Annotated in this window: 17 protein-coding genes and 1 pseudogene; 3 read left to right on the top strand and 15 right to left on the bottom strand. The window is 63.0% G+C overall.

The features are described from left to right. The 3 genes from AS156_RS41100 to AS156_RS24160 all read left to right on the top strand — a co-directional run. Positions 1 to 324, top strand: a 324-nt coding sequence (locus AS156_RS41100; protein ID WP_144440953.1) for a transposase, incomplete at its 5' end; no start/stop codon positions are given. Between the two features lie 343 nt (positions 325 to 667). Then, positions 668 to 1,072, top strand: a complete 405-nt coding sequence (locus AS156_RS24165; protein ID WP_136626407.1) for a hypothetical protein — start codon at positions 668 to 670, stop codon at positions 1,070 to 1,072. Positions 1,073 to 1,150: 78 nt separating this feature from the next. After that, on the top strand, positions 1,151 to 1,603 hold the full coding sequence (locus tag AS156_RS24160; RefSeq protein ID WP_066509435.1) for a DUF4279 domain-containing protein: 453 nt from the start codon (positions 1,151 to 1,153) through the stop codon (positions 1,601 to 1,603). A 117-nt stretch (positions 1,604 to 1,720) separates the two neighbouring features. Here the strand turns inward: AS156_RS24160 and AS156_RS24155 are convergent, their stop codons facing one another. The 15 genes and pseudogenes from AS156_RS24155 to AS156_RS24095 form a co-directional block, all read right to left on the bottom strand. Further along, entirely contained in the window at positions 1,721 to 2,251 is a 531-nt protein-coding gene (locus AS156_RS24155) for a DUF2380 domain-containing protein (protein WP_066509434.1), read from the bottom strand. A 330-nt stretch (positions 2,252 to 2,581) separates the two neighbouring features. Further along, positions 2,582 to 3,640, bottom strand: coding sequence for an alpha/beta fold hydrolase (locus AS156_RS24150; RefSeq protein ID WP_066509433.1), 1,059 nt, complete (start codon positions 3,638 to 3,640; stop codon positions 2,582 to 2,584). A gap of 417 nt (positions 3,641 to 4,057) precedes the next feature. Then, positions 4,058 to 4,534, bottom strand: coding sequence for a nuclear transport factor 2 family protein (locus AS156_RS41095; protein WP_082747698.1), 477 nt, complete (start codon positions 4,532 to 4,534; stop codon positions 4,058 to 4,060). 662 nt (positions 4,535 to 5,196) lie between these two features. Next, on the bottom strand, positions 5,197 to 6,180 hold the full coding sequence (gene dhaK, locus AS156_RS24145) for a dihydroxyacetone kinase subunit DhaK (RefSeq protein ID WP_066509429.1): 984 nt from the start codon (positions 6,178 to 6,180) through the stop codon (positions 5,197 to 5,199). A gap of 24 nt (positions 6,181 to 6,204) precedes the next feature. Continuing rightward, on the bottom strand, positions 6,205 to 6,618 hold the full coding sequence (locus tag AS156_RS24140) for a hypothetical protein (RefSeq protein WP_066509426.1): 414 nt from the start codon (positions 6,616 to 6,618) through the stop codon (positions 6,205 to 6,207). A gap of 1 nt (position 6,619) precedes the next feature. Continuing rightward, a complete protein-coding gene (gene ptsP / locus AS156_RS24135) occupies positions 6,620 to 8,239 on the bottom strand; it encodes a phosphoenolpyruvate--protein phosphotransferase (protein ID WP_066509423.1) in 1,620 nt (539 codons plus the stop codon). Between the two features lies 1 nt (position 8,240). Continuing rightward, the gene (locus AS156_RS24130) at positions 8,241 to 8,543 is read right to left on the bottom strand and encodes an HPr family phosphocarrier protein (RefSeq protein ID WP_245313033.1); all 303 of its coding nucleotides are present in this window, start codon (positions 8,541 to 8,543) and stop codon (positions 8,241 to 8,243) included. A gap of 32 nt (positions 8,544 to 8,575) precedes the next feature. Next, a complete protein-coding gene (dhaM, locus tag AS156_RS24125; RefSeq protein ID WP_066509419.1) occupies positions 8,576 to 8,968 on the bottom strand; it encodes a dihydroxyacetone kinase phosphoryl donor subunit DhaM in 393 nt (130 codons plus the stop codon). Continuing rightward, a complete protein-coding gene (gene dhaL, locus AS156_RS24120; RefSeq protein WP_066509417.1) occupies positions 8,965 to 9,588 on the bottom strand; it encodes a dihydroxyacetone kinase subunit DhaL in 624 nt (207 codons plus the stop codon). The genes dhaM and dhaL overlap by 4 nt, the downstream gene beginning before the upstream one ends. Positions 9,589 to 9,609: 21 nt before the next feature. Beyond that, positions 9,610 to 10,635: an ABC transporter ATP-binding protein gene (locus AS156_RS24115; RefSeq protein WP_066509415.1), complete on the bottom strand. Its 1,026-nt coding sequence runs from the start codon at positions 10,633 to 10,635 to the stop codon at positions 9,610 to 9,612. Further along, positions 10,628 to 11,251: pseudogene (locus tag AS156_RS44865) on the bottom strand (ABC transporter ATP-binding protein); the annotation flags it as partial. The gene AS156_RS24115 and the pseudogene AS156_RS44865, both read right to left, overlap by 8 nt. A gap of 1 nt (position 11,252) precedes the next feature. Continuing rightward, positions 11,253 to 11,728 (bottom strand): ABC transporter ATP-binding protein (locus tag AS156_RS44860; protein WP_245313032.1); only part of this gene is annotated, 476 nt, incomplete at its 3' end. 4 nt (positions 11,729 to 11,732) lie between these two features. After that, on the bottom strand, positions 11,733 to 11,948 hold the full coding sequence (locus AS156_RS24105) for a hypothetical protein (protein ID WP_066509409.1): 216 nt from the start codon (positions 11,946 to 11,948) through the stop codon (positions 11,733 to 11,735). After that, positions 11,945 to 12,907, bottom strand: coding sequence for a carbohydrate ABC transporter permease (locus AS156_RS24100; protein ID WP_066509406.1), 963 nt, complete (start codon positions 12,905 to 12,907; stop codon positions 11,945 to 11,947). Before AS156_RS24100 ends, AS156_RS24105 begins: the two co-directional genes overlap by 4 nt. After that, positions 12,904 to 13,878, bottom strand: coding sequence for a carbohydrate ABC transporter permease (locus tag AS156_RS24095; protein ID WP_136626405.1), 975 nt, complete (start codon positions 13,876 to 13,878; stop codon positions 12,904 to 12,906). Before AS156_RS24095 ends, AS156_RS24100 begins: the two co-directional genes overlap by 4 nt. Positions 13,879 to 13,914 lie beyond the last annotated feature (36 nt).

Genomic DNA, 13,914 nt, shown 5'->3' with positions numbered 1-13,914 from the left:
CCTGCGGCGACGGATCTGCGCACACTGGCCGCCACCATCAAGGCACGATGGATCTGCGAGCAGGCGCATCAGCAGTTGAAAGAGGAGCTTGGACTTGATCACTTCGAAGGGCGATCATGGCAAGGCCTTCATCGTCACGCTCTAATGACCATGATCGCCTACGCCTTCCTGCAACATCGTCGCCTCGCATATGCGGGGCGGAAAAAAAAGAATCAACGGGCCTCCGCCTCAGCCAACCATGCCCGCAGTACGTCACGCCATCGTCGATCTCATCCTGCGACCGCGGGCTCAGCGGTGTCCGTACTGCAGAAGACGAATCCTTGAAAAGTCGCTACAAAAACAGTTTCTGCCAAAGTAGTGCTAGGATGAATCGTCATTGCGCTTTAGGTTGTTGTTTGCGCATGATTTTTTTCAGAAAACCGCTTCGCACTTTTCCGGATCATGCTTTAACGATCGAGCGTGTCAAACATCAATAGTCCGCTCGGGGTCACCAGCGGTCGATGACGATTGAACTGAGCGAAGTCCGCTCTTAGCGAACCGATCCCCGAGATGGTCGGAGAGATCATCGGCTAAGGGCCAACTACGGGCGCGGCGTCTCGGAAAATTTTAGCTGTGGGGTTTACTGGCGTTTCAGTTGAACGCCGTAAGACGCACCCAGGAGGACGCTATGCAGGCTCTTGTCTGGAACATCCTTGTCGGCACGCCGCTCGCCGGTTCGCTCATCCTGTTCGTCCTTCTGATATACCTGCCTGGCATTGCCCCGCGCTACGCTCTGCCGATAGCCCTCGGACTCGTGGCCATAGCTCTCGCAATCGCGGCCATGCGCAACCGCGTGACGATCGGGTCGTGGACTCGGACGGTCACGCCGGCGCAGCGCCAGCTGATGGACGCTCGCATTCGGCGGTCCACAAAACTCCGCCCCGTGGTGTTCGTCGCTCTCCTGCCTGTCGTCTTCGTCATGGTCAGTTTAGGATACGGCAAGGGAGCAGTCATGATTGCATCGCTTGTTTGCGGCGCAATCTTCGCGTGGTGCAGTCTTTACCTGTACAGGCTCTCGCGCAGGTCGAGCTAGCTAACACCGGCTGCAGGTCCGCCACGGATCAGAAGCTGAACTTGACGGCACGTTCGCTCGCAGCGTACCGGAAATCGCATGACAGAGCAGAGCACGACAAACGTGACGGACCCTACACCTCGGCGTTTCGATGTCGAACTGTTCATTGTCCATCCATCACTCGATCCGGCAGACATAAGCCGAGCCTTGGGAATGGAGGGACATTTTTCGCATCGTGTCGGCGACCAGAGAAAGACCCCCAAGGGCACCCTCCTGTCGGGCGTCTATCCCGACACCCGATGGAGACATTCCATTCGGCACACTGTCACGGAACAATGGTTCGGCTCCGAGGTGGAGGGTTTCGTTGAGCGACTTGAACCTCACAAGGAATTTCTTACGAACCTTAGAGAGACAGGAGGATCAGCGACGGTGATCATTCAATTCCTCGGGGATGGATATCTCGCCGATGAGGTCCCCCCGACAACCCTTGCGAAGCTCGGTGAGCTTGGGCTTTCCCTCGGAATCGAATGTTTCATAGACCCGCAGTCTTAGGTGCTCTCGGTCTGTAACCCTGCGGCGCAGCTTGTCCGCTTCGAGCCATAGGCAGACGAACGACCGCTTCCAAAATCAACAAAGCCCGCGCCGCCATGCACATGCGTTGCGCGTAGTCTATTGCTGCGATCTGCTTTCAAGCAGCAGGTCGCGGACCTCCTCCGATACAAAGCGCTCCGCCCGCTGCCATGCCTCGTCGCTGTCGCCGCGGAATTGGAAGTATTTCCTGAACACGATACGCTGGGATGTCGTATCGATAGCAACAGTCTGCGCAAACTGCACCAGCGTGCTCATCTTGTGAAAGCCGCCGATGATCAGGATCCGCGCCCCGGCCTGTGACGCCGCGCGCAGCCTGTCGCGCAACGTCGGTCCATCGGTCGGACAATTTGAAGCGCAGGAAGACGGCACAAGCTCAAAACGGTGGTCCGCCGTGACATCGTCCCGCAGCGCGGTCATGAAGGCCCGCAATCGCTTTTCATGCACGGCCGTCCGATCGGTGGGCTCGTTCGACGTGTCTCTATATTTGAAATCGTCGACGGAGACAGCCAAAGCGTGGCCGGCGGCCTCGGCGGATGCATCTGAGATGAGGCTGGATCCCAGCAACAGACCGGCTGCGGCAACAGCGTGCAGGATTGAGCTGTGGCGCATGGCGATGACTCGATCTCCCCGCTAGGTCCATCTTAGAAGATCGATTCTTTCCGTCTCCTGTCGAAGAAATTAACCCCTGGTAACGCTACGCGGCCACCGCTTCACACTTTTCCGGATCATGCTTTAGGTCGGCTCACCTTCCGAAAGGGGACATTGCGGGCGTTTGAGCAAAGGTCAGCAACGGGCCACATCCGGACTCATGCACCGCAGCAAGAGCGCTTTCGGCGGTATGGACGCTCATTGTTGGGCGCCGCCGTGCATGTCAGATCTTCGAAGCCCTGCCCCGGCAAAGCCCGATCCACGGGCTGGCTATGATCGACAGGACGCACATCAGGGTGTGTCAATCATCTCTCCCTTTGGTTCACCTGGCCAATAATCGGGCAACTTGCGGGCGAGCCACATGGCCAGCGCCGCATTGACCTCAGCGGGCTTCTCCTGCGCCATCCAGTGCCCCGACTTCACCACGACCTCGGTCAGATCGCTGCAGTCGCGCCGCATCGGCTCGGCGAGCTTCGAGGTCATTGTCTCGGCGACGTAATCGTAGGCGCCGTGCAGGAAGAGCGCCGGCATGGAAAGCTTGCCGCCGTTCACCGCGCGCCGGGAGTAGGCGGTGTTGTTGGCATTGTAGTTCATGTACCAAGCATCGGGGCCGAAGAAGCCGTTGCGTGTCAGCGCCGCCGCGTAGGCCTCGAGATCCTGCTCGCTGATGACGTCAGGATCGTGCGGCAGGTCGGGAAATGGTGGGCCACCGAACCAGCCGCCGGCCTTGCGCACGGCGGCCGTGCGGGAGGGTTTGCCCTTGCCATCGGGGTTGCCCTTGCGGAACAGCGCCTTGATGACGTTGCGCGGATTGGCGTCGAAGGCCGCGCACGCGCGATCGAAGCTCTCATGGTAGAAGCATATGTAATCCCACTGGCCCACCGGATACTCGGCCTCAGGGTAGGTCTTGCGATCGACCAGGGGAACGAGGCTGTCTAGCGTGAAGCCCTGAGGGAGGTAAGGTATCGTCAGGCTTGCCACGCCCACCGTCTTGTCGGGATGATGCGCGGCTATATTCCACACCACCATGCTGCCCGCGTCATGGCCGATCCACACCGCGCGTTCCCGCCCCAGCGCAGCGAGGAGCTCAAGCATGTCCTGCACGATCACTTCCTGCGCGAAGTCCTCAACACGCGTGTAGGTGCTTGAGCGACCATAGCCGCGCAGGTCGGGTGCCACGCAGCGGAAACCGAGGGACGCGAAAGTCGGCAACTGATGGCGCCATGACAGCGAGATTTCAGGCCAGCCGTGACAGAAGATGAGCAACGGTCCCGCTTGCGCTCCGCAGGCGAGATAGCCCGTCGTGTGGCGGGCGGTCTTCACCGTGTGTTCAGTGACCGCGAATGTCATCGTGTGGCTCCCGTGATTAATGGATACAAATGACCTCTTGTACGAAGTGCAGGACAGCGTGGCGCTGACTATGCTCAAACGCCCACCAGCGCCGTCAGCGGTCACGCAATACTCGCTACCAAGCGGCCCGCTACGCGTCGCTTAGGCCAGACTCCAACACACAAAATTCAGACCAAACGGAGCACTCATCATACGCACCATCTTAGCATCCTAGAGCGGTCTGAGGGGCGCCAAGATGTCGCCTTCGGCTCAAAGGCAGACCATCTCGATCGGGTGAGATTGCGTCTGCTCTACATCAACAAGCCGACTTGCCGATAGTCAGGGCGCACTTCGGTTACGGGCCATGAGCGGAAACGAATTGGACCACTCGATCACCTCGTAGACGCGGGCGAGAAACGTCGGCGGCAGCTTACTAACTTATTGTTTCGCTGCCTGTTGAGGAGGAGGCTGAAGCGCCCTGTTGATAATAGCTAGGCGAGTCTTCCACGCATCTCCATCGCGCACATAAACACCTCCCCAAAGACCTCTCGCTTGTATCGGGCCGTCTTTACTTTGAAGTGTGGCACTCCAAGTTGCCGTAACCAAAACAACCTCGCCGACCATCTCCACCTTCTCAACTTTGTCGACGATGTTACTGGTGACCTTGAATGATTCTGCTAGGTCTTTTTCAATTGCCGGACGTCCATATGATATTCCCCGTGGCGTAACGCGCGTTGCGTCCTCTGTGTACAAGGCGGCGACTGCGGCCGCGTCTTTCCGATTGGCAGCAGCATCCCACGTTTCCAAAAGTCTCTCTATAGCGGGCCGTGCCTGCTGCTCTGACGGTTGTTGGGCAGCCGCCGGGATAGCTAAATGGACCGTCAGAAGCGCGACAAAGATGAGTGAACCTCTCATTTGACTCTCCTCCTCGGAATTTTTGGTTTAGTCGTCGAGAACAAACAGTTTCGCCCAGATCGGGCCGAACACTTTTTTGGATACGTCAGGTCCCCGCTGCATAGTTACGCCTCGGGCGCGCCCGACCGCACGATACGTCAGCATCTCTATATGCGCATGCGGTCCCGATCCACAGGGCCCAGCGAGATCAAATCGGTACACCCGGGCGCGATCATCGAAATCCGCAAAAGCCCGATGGAATCTAGCGACGCCAAAGGGCCGGTTACAATAGAAATTTTACCGCGTTTTCGCGACTCAGGACGCTGAAGTCACCTATGGGTCGTTCGCGACGGTTTTGCCCGATCTCTGTTGGGTCCGGTCTACTCCCCTGAGCCGACATGCAGGCGAGAGGCGGATTTCGTGGCTAAGGGTCCAAAAGCCGTCGATGATGGCCGAGCCCAACAATTACCGCTTCACCCTCAGAAGCAGACCGTGCTCTGTGATTGCTTCGATAGAGGCCGACAACCGGCCCGCCGTGCATTTGCCGTGCAGAGCGCGCAAACCCACCGCGTCCGACGGACACGGCAAACTTCAGGAAGGCGAGACCGAAAGAACTCCGGATCGGGAGCGGGGCATCACCAAGCCGCCCCCAGACTGGGACGGCCCCTCGCTCACGACCACAATCACCATTTCAACGCAGCCGTGCGTACCGGCGCGTCCCACAACGCGGTCGTCTCGGCATCGAGCAGGCTCACCGTGAGCGAGCAGCCGGCCATATCCAGCGAGGTGACGTAGCTGCCGACCAGCGAGCGGGCGATGCGCAGGCCGCGCTGCTCCAGCATGCGGCGCGCCGCGTTGTACATCAGGTAGAGCTCGATCGTCGGCGTGCCACCGAAGCCGTTGGCCAGCAGCAGGGCTTCGGAGCCCGCGGGCGCGGCGAGATCGCCTGCGATGGCTGCCGTCATTTCCGATGCGATCGCATCGGCGCGCTCGAGCTTGACGCGGCGGCGGCCCGGCTCACCGTGGATGCCGACGCCCATCTCCATCTCGTCCTCGCCGAGCGCGAAGGTCGGCGTGCCGGCGGCGGGAACGGTGCAGCTGGTCAGCGCCACGCCCATCGAACGTGTCCGCGCGTTGACACGCTCGCCGAGCGCCACGCAGGTCTTGAGATCAGCGCCCTTCTCGGCGGCGGCGCCGACGGTCTTCTCGACGATCAATGTACCGGCAACGCCGCGGCGCCCGGTGCTGTAGGTCGATTTCTCGACTGCGACATCGTCGTCGGTCACGATGGTGGCGGTGCGGCCCTCGGCAATCTCGGCCGCCATCTCGAAATTCATGCGGTCGCCTGCATAGTTTTTCACGATGAACAGCACGCCGGCATCGCCCGAAACCGCCTCGGCCGCCTCGACGATCTGGTCCGGTGTCGGCGAGGTGAAAACCTGGCCGGGACAGGCGGCGTCGAGCATGCCATGGCCGACGAAGCCCGCATGCAGCGGCTCATGGCCGCTGCCGCCGCCCGACACGAGCGCGACCTTCTTCGGATTCAACTCGCGCCGCCGCACGAATTTCCGCTCGGAGCCGAGCGCAACGATATCCGCATGCGCAGCCGCGAAGCCGTCGAGGCTCTCCGCGAGCACATCGTCGACCGCATTGATGAATTTTTTCATTGTTTCCTCCCCGCAGTGTCGCGACTATTTTTCCCGAATGATCGCACTCAAACGCCGCGCGAATTCCTGGAGCAGCGCGTCGAGCTCGGCATTGCGCTTGGCGCTGCCGAGATCCGGCAGATGCAGCGTCAGCGTCCGCTCATGCGCCCCTTCGGTCAGGCGGCCGATACGACGCGGATGCGCGCGCGCATAGGCACGAAGAAAGGCGGCCTTCGCCTGCGGAGGGAAGTGGCAGACATCGAAGATCGTGTTGAGATGCTGCACCGGGATCGGCACCGGATAGGCCGGGTTGCTGATCTGGCTCACGAAGCTGCGGTTCTTGCCCATGGCATGCGCAAGACGAAGCCGCATTCCTGACGGACGGCTTTCCAGCACCTCCTTGAAGATGCGCTTGTAAGCCGCAACAGCGCCGGCTTCGGCTGGTTCATCGGTCGCCATGTCAGCCAAGGCCACCTCCACCGCTCAGTCGGTCGATGGTCTGCTTGATCTGCGCGAGCGTCGATGCGTTCACGGACAACTCGCGCAGGCCGCAGTTCAGCAAGGCCGGAATGCAGCGCGGGTCGCTCGCCATGTCACCGCACAGGCTGACGCCGATGCCGGCGCGCCGTCCGTGCTCCGCGGTTCGCGCGATCAGTTCGAGCACGGCCGGATGCAGCGGATCCAGCAAGGGCGCCAGAGCTCCATTGGAACGATCACAGGCAAGGACATATTGCGCGAGATCGTTCGAGCCGATCGAGAAGAAGGCCGCCTTGAACGTCCCAATCGCCAGCGCCGCAGCAGGGACTTCGACCATGATTCCCAGCTCGGGAAGCATCGCGGCAACGCCTTCGGCCTGCAAGCGTTTCACGATGTCGGCGAACAGCTTCCGTCCCGCCTCGAGCTCGTCCGCCGACGTCACCATCGGGAACATGACCTTGAGATTGCCGCGCACCGCGGCGCGCGCCAGCGCGCGGAGCTGGACGGCAAAAATCTCCGGCCGGGCGAGGCAAAGCCGCAAGCCACGAACGCCGAGGAACGGATTGGCTTCGCCGTCGAATGTAAAGCCGGGCACCGGCTTGTCGCCGCCGGCATCGAACGTGCGGATCGTCACGGGCCGCTGTTCGGCCCAGCGCAACACCGCGTCATAGGCCTGGAATTGGGTCTCCTCGTCCGGCAGATCGCTTTGCCCGGCGAGCAGGAATTCCGTCCGCATCAGCCCGACGCCGTCGGCATATTGCGCGTCCGCATGCTCGAGGTCGGCAACGCGCTGGATATTGATCAGGAGCTTGATGTGTTCGCCGCGCCACGAGGCCGTCGGCCGCCGCAGGATCGCGCGAGCGGAGGCCCTGCTCTTGCGATGGCTCTCGCGCCGCTTCTCGAAAATGCGCACCTGCTCGGCGCTGGGATCGAGCTCCAGCGTCGCGCCTTCGCCGTCGAGCAGCGCCGTGGCGCCGGCATCCGGAATGGCGCCGAGTTGCACGACCATCGGGATGCCGCGCGCACGCGCCAGCATCGCGACGTGGCTCGTCGGACTGCCGTGCAGCAGCGCCAGACCGCCGCCGCCGGACCAGTCGATCTCCAGGAAGCGCGACGGCGGCAGGTCATCGGCACAGACGACGCCTCCGCTCGGGATCTTCAGCGGCTCGCCCTCGTCGCCGCGCAGAATGTGGACCACGCGGTCGCGCAGGTCGGCAAGGTCCGACGAGCGGGCCTGCAGATACTCGTCCGCCGCCGAATTGTACTCCGCGATCTGCTCGTCGAGCGTCGAACGCCACGCGACGTCGGCCGGGCGCCCCTCGCCGATCGACGCGAAGATCGGCTCGATCAGATCCTCGTCCTCCAGCAATGCGACCTGGAACTCGAGGATCTGCGCGGCTTCACCGCCGGCGCTGCCGGCAAGATCAGCGATCTGCCCGCTTGCGAGATCGATCGCCTTGCGCAAGGCGAGCGCCTCCTCGACCAGCGTGCCGGCCACCCGCTCGCCGCCCGCGCCGGCATCGACGCGGACCAGCGGACCATGGGCAAAACCGATGGAGGCAGTCCTGCCGCGGTAAGCCGATCCTGCAGCGCCGCCCTGCATGCTAGCCTGCTCCATCCGGAAAATCGCTGGCGACCAGATCGACCAGGGCCGCGATGGCGGCCTCAGCGTCACTGCCGGACGCCTTGAACTCGATCGTGCTGCCGTGCGCGGCGCGCATCGCCATGATCTTGGCCACGCTCTTGGCATTGATCCACTCCGGCGCACCGGCGACCCTTACCGATATCTGAGCCTGGAACTTCTTGGCGAGCTTGGTCAGCTTGACCGCCGGGCGCGCGTGCATGCCCACCGCGTGCACCAGCCGCACATTGCCGGTGAAGATCTGTCCGTCCGCCTTATCAAGCATGCTCATCATCCATTCATCGCATCGCCGACATCTCAATCGGCAGAGAGTTCCTCGGCCACGGCCCTGACCTGGGCCAGCGAGCTGCCGCCCGCCGCCTCGGTCGCCGCCATCACGGCGCCCTCGACAATCGGCGCGTTGCAGACGACCACGAGATCTCGCCGCTCAGGCTCCAGCATCTCGACCGCCATTTCGCTGTTGGTCTCGGCACCGCCGAGATCGACGAGCACCGCGACGCCCTTCGGAGACCAAGCGTCATTAATGGCGTCGATGATCAGCGGCACGCTGGTCCCCAATCCACCATCGGGATTGCCGCCGCAGAAAGCCACCTTGACCTCGCTGCCGACCATCTGCCGCACCATGTCGGCGGTTCCCTTGGCGATGTCGCTGGAGTGCGAGACGATCACGATCCCCACGGTCTCCGTCATGCCCGTGCCTCCAGGCCGGCGCACACCGCCTGCACCAGCACGCAGCTCGACCGCGCGCCGGGATCGACGTGCCCGACGCTGCGCGCGCCGAGGAACGACGCGCGCCCCTTGGTGGCCTGCATCGGTGCTGTCCGTTCGACTGCCTCGGTCGCGGTGGTGCGCACCCGCGCGATCAGATCCGGCTGGCCGGCCGCCGTCTTCAACGTCTCCAGCACGGGAACCAGCACATCCAGCATCGTCTTCTCCCCAACCTGCGAGCGTCCGCGCGCGCTCACCGCGTTCACGGCGCTGCCGAACACGTCGGCGAGGTCGTCTGGCAGGTGCTTGTCGTGCGAAAGCGCCTCGCCCGCGGCAAGAAAGAAGCTGCCATAGAGCGGCCCGGAGGCGCCGCCGACCGTCATCACCAGGGTCTTGCCGATCATCTTGAGCGCTTCGTCGAGCGGCTGCGCCGAGATCGCATCGAGCTTGCCGAGCACGGCTTCGCAACCGCGCTTCATGTTGGTCCCGTGGTCGCCATCGCCGATCGCCTGATCCAGGCTCGTCAGCTCCGGCGCGCTGGCGATGACCTGCTCTGCGGCCGCCTTGACCAACGACTTGAACGTCTCTGATGGCACCGACATCGCTTCGATCCTCTCGCCTCTCTAATGAACCGCCGCGGCAATGCGCTGCCCCGCACGGTCGAAACACAACGGACGCACCAGATGCAATTCGACCTCCTGGCCGGCCTGCAGCGGCTGATGCGGATCCGCCAGCGTCACCAGCGTCTCGCCCTTATAGTCCAGATGAATATGATTCTGCTCGCCGAGGTGTTCCACCCGATGCACGCGGCCGACCATCTGCCCACCATTGCGCGCGGCGAGCTGAAGATGCTCGGTACGAATGCCGACCGTCTCGGTTCCGGGCGGCACTGCGACGTCCGGGAGCAGGCGGGCCGGCAGGAAGTTGATCTGAGGGGTCCCGAGCCGCGAGGCGACGTAGCTGCTGGTCGGGCTTTCGTAGATCTCCCGGGGCGTGCCGAGCTGAAGCAGCTGGCCGTCCCTGATCACGCCAATTCGCGAGGCCATCGTCATCGCCTCGACCTGATCATGCGTGACATAGAGGATCGTCGCGCCCAGCTCGATCTGGATCCGCTTGAGTTCGAGCCGAAGCTCCGCGCGAAGTTTTGCGTCCAGCGAGGACAGCGGCTCGTCCATCAAATAGATCGAAGGATCGCGGACCAGGGCACGGCCGATCGCCACGCGCTGCATCTCGCCACCGGACAGCCGGGTGGCGCGGTTGTTCAGCTTGCTCGCGATATGCAGCAGCTCCGCGGTCTGTTCGACGCGCTTGCGGATGGTCGGCTCTGCCACTCGCCGCGCGGGAGAGCGCAGCGGGAACGCGAGATTGTCGTAGACCGTGAGATGCGGATACAGCGAATATTGCTGGAACACGAATGCGATATCGCGCGAGCCCGGCGGATCGTGCGTCACGTCGCGCCCGTCGATCATGACGGAGCCGGTATCGGGCCTCTCCAGCCCGGTGATCAGCCGCAGCGTCGTGGTCTTGCCGGCGCCGCTCGGTCCGAGCAGCACCAGAAACTCACCGTCGTTCGCCGTCAGCGAGAGGTCGCGGACAGCTTCCACCGCGCCGAAGCGCTTGTTGACGTTGCGAAGGGTGACGTCAGCCATGGCGCGAGCCTTTCTCGCCGGCGGTCCGGATCGCGAGGCCGCTGCCGATGTCGAACAGCGCCAGTCGCTCGGCGTTGAATTCGAGACCGATCGTTTCGCCGATCCGTACCGATGCGCCGGAGGGCAGCCGCGCCGCGACCCGCCCATAGGCTGTGTCGACGGTGACGATCTGGGTGGTGCCGAGATATTCCGCGCCGAACACCTCGCCGCGAACTGCGCCCCCATCGGCGAAGCGGATATGCTCCGGACGGACGCCGAGCGCCAGCGGCGCATTGGCGCGGTCCTCACGGATCTCCGGCACCGCAAGCCTAGTGTCGTGGAAGCTGACTGCGCGATCGCCGGATCGCAAGCCGCCCTCGAAGCGCAGGAAGTTCATCGGCGGCGAGCCGATGAAGTCGGCAACGAACATGCTTGAGGGCCGGTCATAGACCTCCTGCGGCGTGCCGATCTGCTCGACACGCCCCTTGTTCATGACGGCGATCTGATCCGCCATCGACATCGCCTCGAGCTGGTCATGCGTGACATAGACCGTGGTCGCCTTGATGCGATCGTGCAGGTCGCGCAGCTCGCCGCACATCAAATGGCGAAACTCGGCGTCGAGCGCGCCGAGCGGCTCNTCGTCCATCAGGAACGCCTTCGGCCGCCGCACCATGGCGCGCCCGAGCGCGACGCGCTGCCGGTCGCCGCCCGAGAGTTTCGAGGTCTTGCTCGCGAGCAGATGCTCGATCCGCAACATCCGCGCGGTCTCCTGCACCCGCTCGCGGAGCTCGCGCCGGCCCATGCCCTGGCACTTCAGGGGGAAGCCGATGTTCTCTCCGACATTCATGTGCGGATAGAGCGCGAACAGCTGGAACACGAACGCGATATCGCGCGCGGCAGCACGGTCGAACGTGACGTCCTCGCCATCGAGCAGGATCTTGCCTTCGGTCGGCAGCTCGAGGCCGGCAATCATGCGCAAGGTGGTGGTCTTGCCGCAGCCGGAAGGCCCGAGCATCGCGAAGAACGTGCCGTCGTCGATCGTGAAGGTCGAGCCTTCCACCGCGGTGAACTGATCGAAAGACTTGCGCAGGTTTTCGATGCGGATCTGAGCCATGGCCCTACTCCGGAAAATGGCTGACGATGACGAAGCCGACCGTGCCGGCAAGGATCGTCACGAAGGAGTAGCTGTAAAGATCGATCGACCAGGGCTGCACCAGCATGATGATGCCGCCTCCGATCAGGGTCATCGCGACGGCCTCCCACGGCCCGCGACGAAACCAACGAGCTACGCCACCCCGAGTTACGCCACCCTTGGCAACCACGGACCCACTCATTTGCGCACCGCTCCGAAGGTGATGCCGCGCAGCAGATGCTTGCGCAACAGCACGGTGAACATGACGATCGGGACGACGAACAGCGTGGTCGCGGCGGCAACCGCCGGCCAATCCTGCCCACCCTCGCCGATGATGAAGGGAATGAAGGGCGGCATGGTCTGTGCCTCGCCGCTGGTCAGCAGCACCGCGAAGGCGTACTCGTTCCAGGAGAAGATCAGGCAGAAGATCGCGGTCGCCGCGATACCCGTGACGGCCTGGGGCAACACCACCTTGCGCAGCGCCTGCAGCCGCGTATAGCCGTCAACCAGGGCAGCCTCCTCATACTCGCGCGGAATCTCGTCGATGAAGCCCTTCAGCAGCCAGACTGCGAGCGAGACATTCACCGCGGTGTAGAGCAGGATCATGCCGAGCCTGGTGTCGGTCAGATTGAGCTGCCGGTACATCAGATAGATCGGGATCGCCACCGCGACCGGCGGCATCATGCGCGTGGAGAGGATAAAGAACAGCAGATCATCGGCGAGCGGAATGCGGAAGCGCGAGAACGCATAAGCCGCGAGCGTGCCGAGGAAGACCGCGAGGAAGGTCGAGCCGAAGCCGATGATCAGCGAGTTGACGAAGCGCGGCACGACCTTCGACGGCCCGGCGATCACCATGTCATGCTCGCGCACCAGCTTGTCGTACCACGTCGCGGGCGGCGGCAGCTTGGCGATGAAGTCCGGCGTCTGGCGCGTACGCACGGTGAACAGGTTCACATAGCCTTCGAGGGTCGGCTCGAAGATCACCTTGGGCGGATAGGCGATGGCGTCGCTCTGCGACTTGAACGCGGTCGCGACAATCCACAGCAGCGGCAGGATCGTGATCACGGCATAAAGGATGACGAGGCCGCCGGCGAACGCCTTGGCGCGCGGCGACGCTTCGACGATGGAATGCGCAGTGGACCTGGTGGCGGCAGCGGTCATCGTTGCTTCACCTTGTTGAGCGTCTTGACGTAGATGTTGGCGGCACCGAACACGGTCACGAACAGGATGATGGCGAGCGCGGAGGAATAGCCGGTGCGCCACTTCTCAAACGCCGCGCGCTTCAGCGAGATCGACACCAGCTCGGTGGTCGAGCCCGGGCCGCCCGAGGTCAGGAGATTGACCATGTCGAACATCTTGAAGTTCTCGATCGCGCGGAACAGCACCGCGAGCATCAGGAACGGGACTGTCATCGGCAGCGTGATCGACCAGAACTGCCGCCATGCCGAGGCGCGATCGACCTCCGCCGCCTCATAGATATAATCGGGGATCGAGCGCAGCCCGGCGAGGCAGATCAGCATGACGTAGGGCGCCCACATCCAGGTATCGACCAGCACGATGGTCCACGGCGCAAGCGACACCTGCCCGGTCATGCTGAACGAGCTCGGCGGCACACCGGTGAACAGGCTGATCAGATAGTTGAACGGCCCGATCTGCGGCTGCAGCAGCAGCGTCCAGAAATTGCCGACCACGGCCGGCGACAGCATCATCGGCAGCAGGATGACCGTGGTCCAAAAACTGTGGCCGCGAAACTGCCGGTTGATCAAGAGCGCCAGACCGAACCCGACGACCACCTGCAAGGCCACCGAGCAGATCACGAACTGCGCTGTGGTCTGCAGCCGGAACCAGACGTCCTCGTCGGTGAGGATGTCCCTGAAATTGTCGAGGCCAACGAACCTCAGCGGCAGATAGGACATGCTGAGATTGAGGTTGGTGAAAGACAGCCGGATCATCCAGATCAGCGGAAAGATGTTGATCGCTAGCAGCAGCGCGATCGTCGGCGCGACGAACAGCCAGGCGATGGTCCGGTCCGACAGGCCGTGGACGCGCCGGGCAGCACGGGATTTGACAGGCTTGTTCACGCCAGGGATCGTAGCATGATCGGGTTGCAGGATCGTCGTCATCGTGTCCATCAGCTGGGCTGGTTCGGCTTCCCCGAGGCGGGCCTC

This window comes from Bradyrhizobium macuxiense, assembly GCF_001542415.1.
GTDB classification, from domain to species: Bacteria; Pseudomonadota; Alphaproteobacteria; order Rhizobiales; family Xanthobacteraceae; genus Bradyrhizobium; species Bradyrhizobium macuxiense.
Note: the sequence above shows the minus strand (reverse complement) of the source record. Positions and strands in the feature narration are given on the sequence as shown.

Bases quoted from the DNA above. Each gene is read 5' to 3' on its own strand.
- AS156_RS24165 (WP_136626407.1), top strand. From the start codon at position 668: ATGCAGGCTCTTGTCTGGAACATCCTTGTCGGCACGCCGCTCGCCGGT.
- AS156_RS24160 (WP_066509435.1), top strand. From the start codon at position 1,151: ATGACAGAGCAGAGCACGACAAACGTGACGGACCCTACACCTCGGCGT.
- AS156_RS24155 (WP_066509434.1), bottom strand. From the start codon at position 2,251: ATGCGCCACAGCTCAATCCTGCACGCTGTTGCCGCAGCCGGTCTGTTG.
- AS156_RS24150 (WP_066509433.1), bottom strand. From the start codon at position 3,640: ATGACATTCGCGGTCACTGAACACACGGTGAAGACCGCCCGCCACACG.
- AS156_RS41095 (WP_082747698.1), bottom strand. From the start codon at position 4,534: ATGAGAGGTTCACTCATCTTTGTCGCGCTTCTGACGGTCCATTTAGCT.
- dhaK (WP_066509429.1), bottom strand. From the start codon at position 6,180: ATGAAAAAATTCATCAATGCGGTCGACGATGTGCTCGCGGAGAGCCTC.
- AS156_RS24140 (WP_066509426.1), bottom strand. From the start codon at position 6,618: ATGGCGACCGATGAACCAGCCGAAGCCGGCGCTGTTGCGGCTTACAAG.
- ptsP (WP_066509423.1), bottom strand. From the start codon at position 8,239: ATGCAGGGCGGCGCTGCAGGATCGGCTTACCGCGGCAGGACTGCCTCC.
- AS156_RS24130 (WP_245313033.1), bottom strand. From the start codon at position 8,543: ATGCTTGATAAGGCGGACGGACAGATCTTCACCGGCAATGTGCGGCTG.
- dhaM (WP_066509419.1), bottom strand. From the start codon at position 8,968: ATGACGGAGACCGTGGGGATCGTGATCGTCTCGCACTCCAGCGACATC.
- dhaL (WP_066509417.1), bottom strand. From the start codon at position 9,588: ATGTCGGTGCCATCAGAGACGTTCAAGTCGTTGGTCAAGGCGGCCGCA.
- AS156_RS24115 (WP_066509415.1), bottom strand. From the start codon at position 10,635: ATGGCTGACGTCACCCTTCGCAACGTCAACAAGCGCTTCGGCGCGGTG.
- AS156_RS24105 (WP_066509409.1), bottom strand. From the start codon at position 11,948: ATGAGTGGGTCCGTGGTTGCCAAGGGTGGCGTAACTCGGGGTGGCGTA.
- AS156_RS24100 (WP_066509406.1), bottom strand. From the start codon at position 12,907: ATGACCGCTGCCGCCACCAGGTCCACTGCGCATTCCATCGTCGAAGCG.
- AS156_RS24095 (WP_136626405.1), bottom strand. From the start codon at position 13,878: ATGGACACGATGACGACGATCCTGCAACCCGATCATGCTACGATCCCT.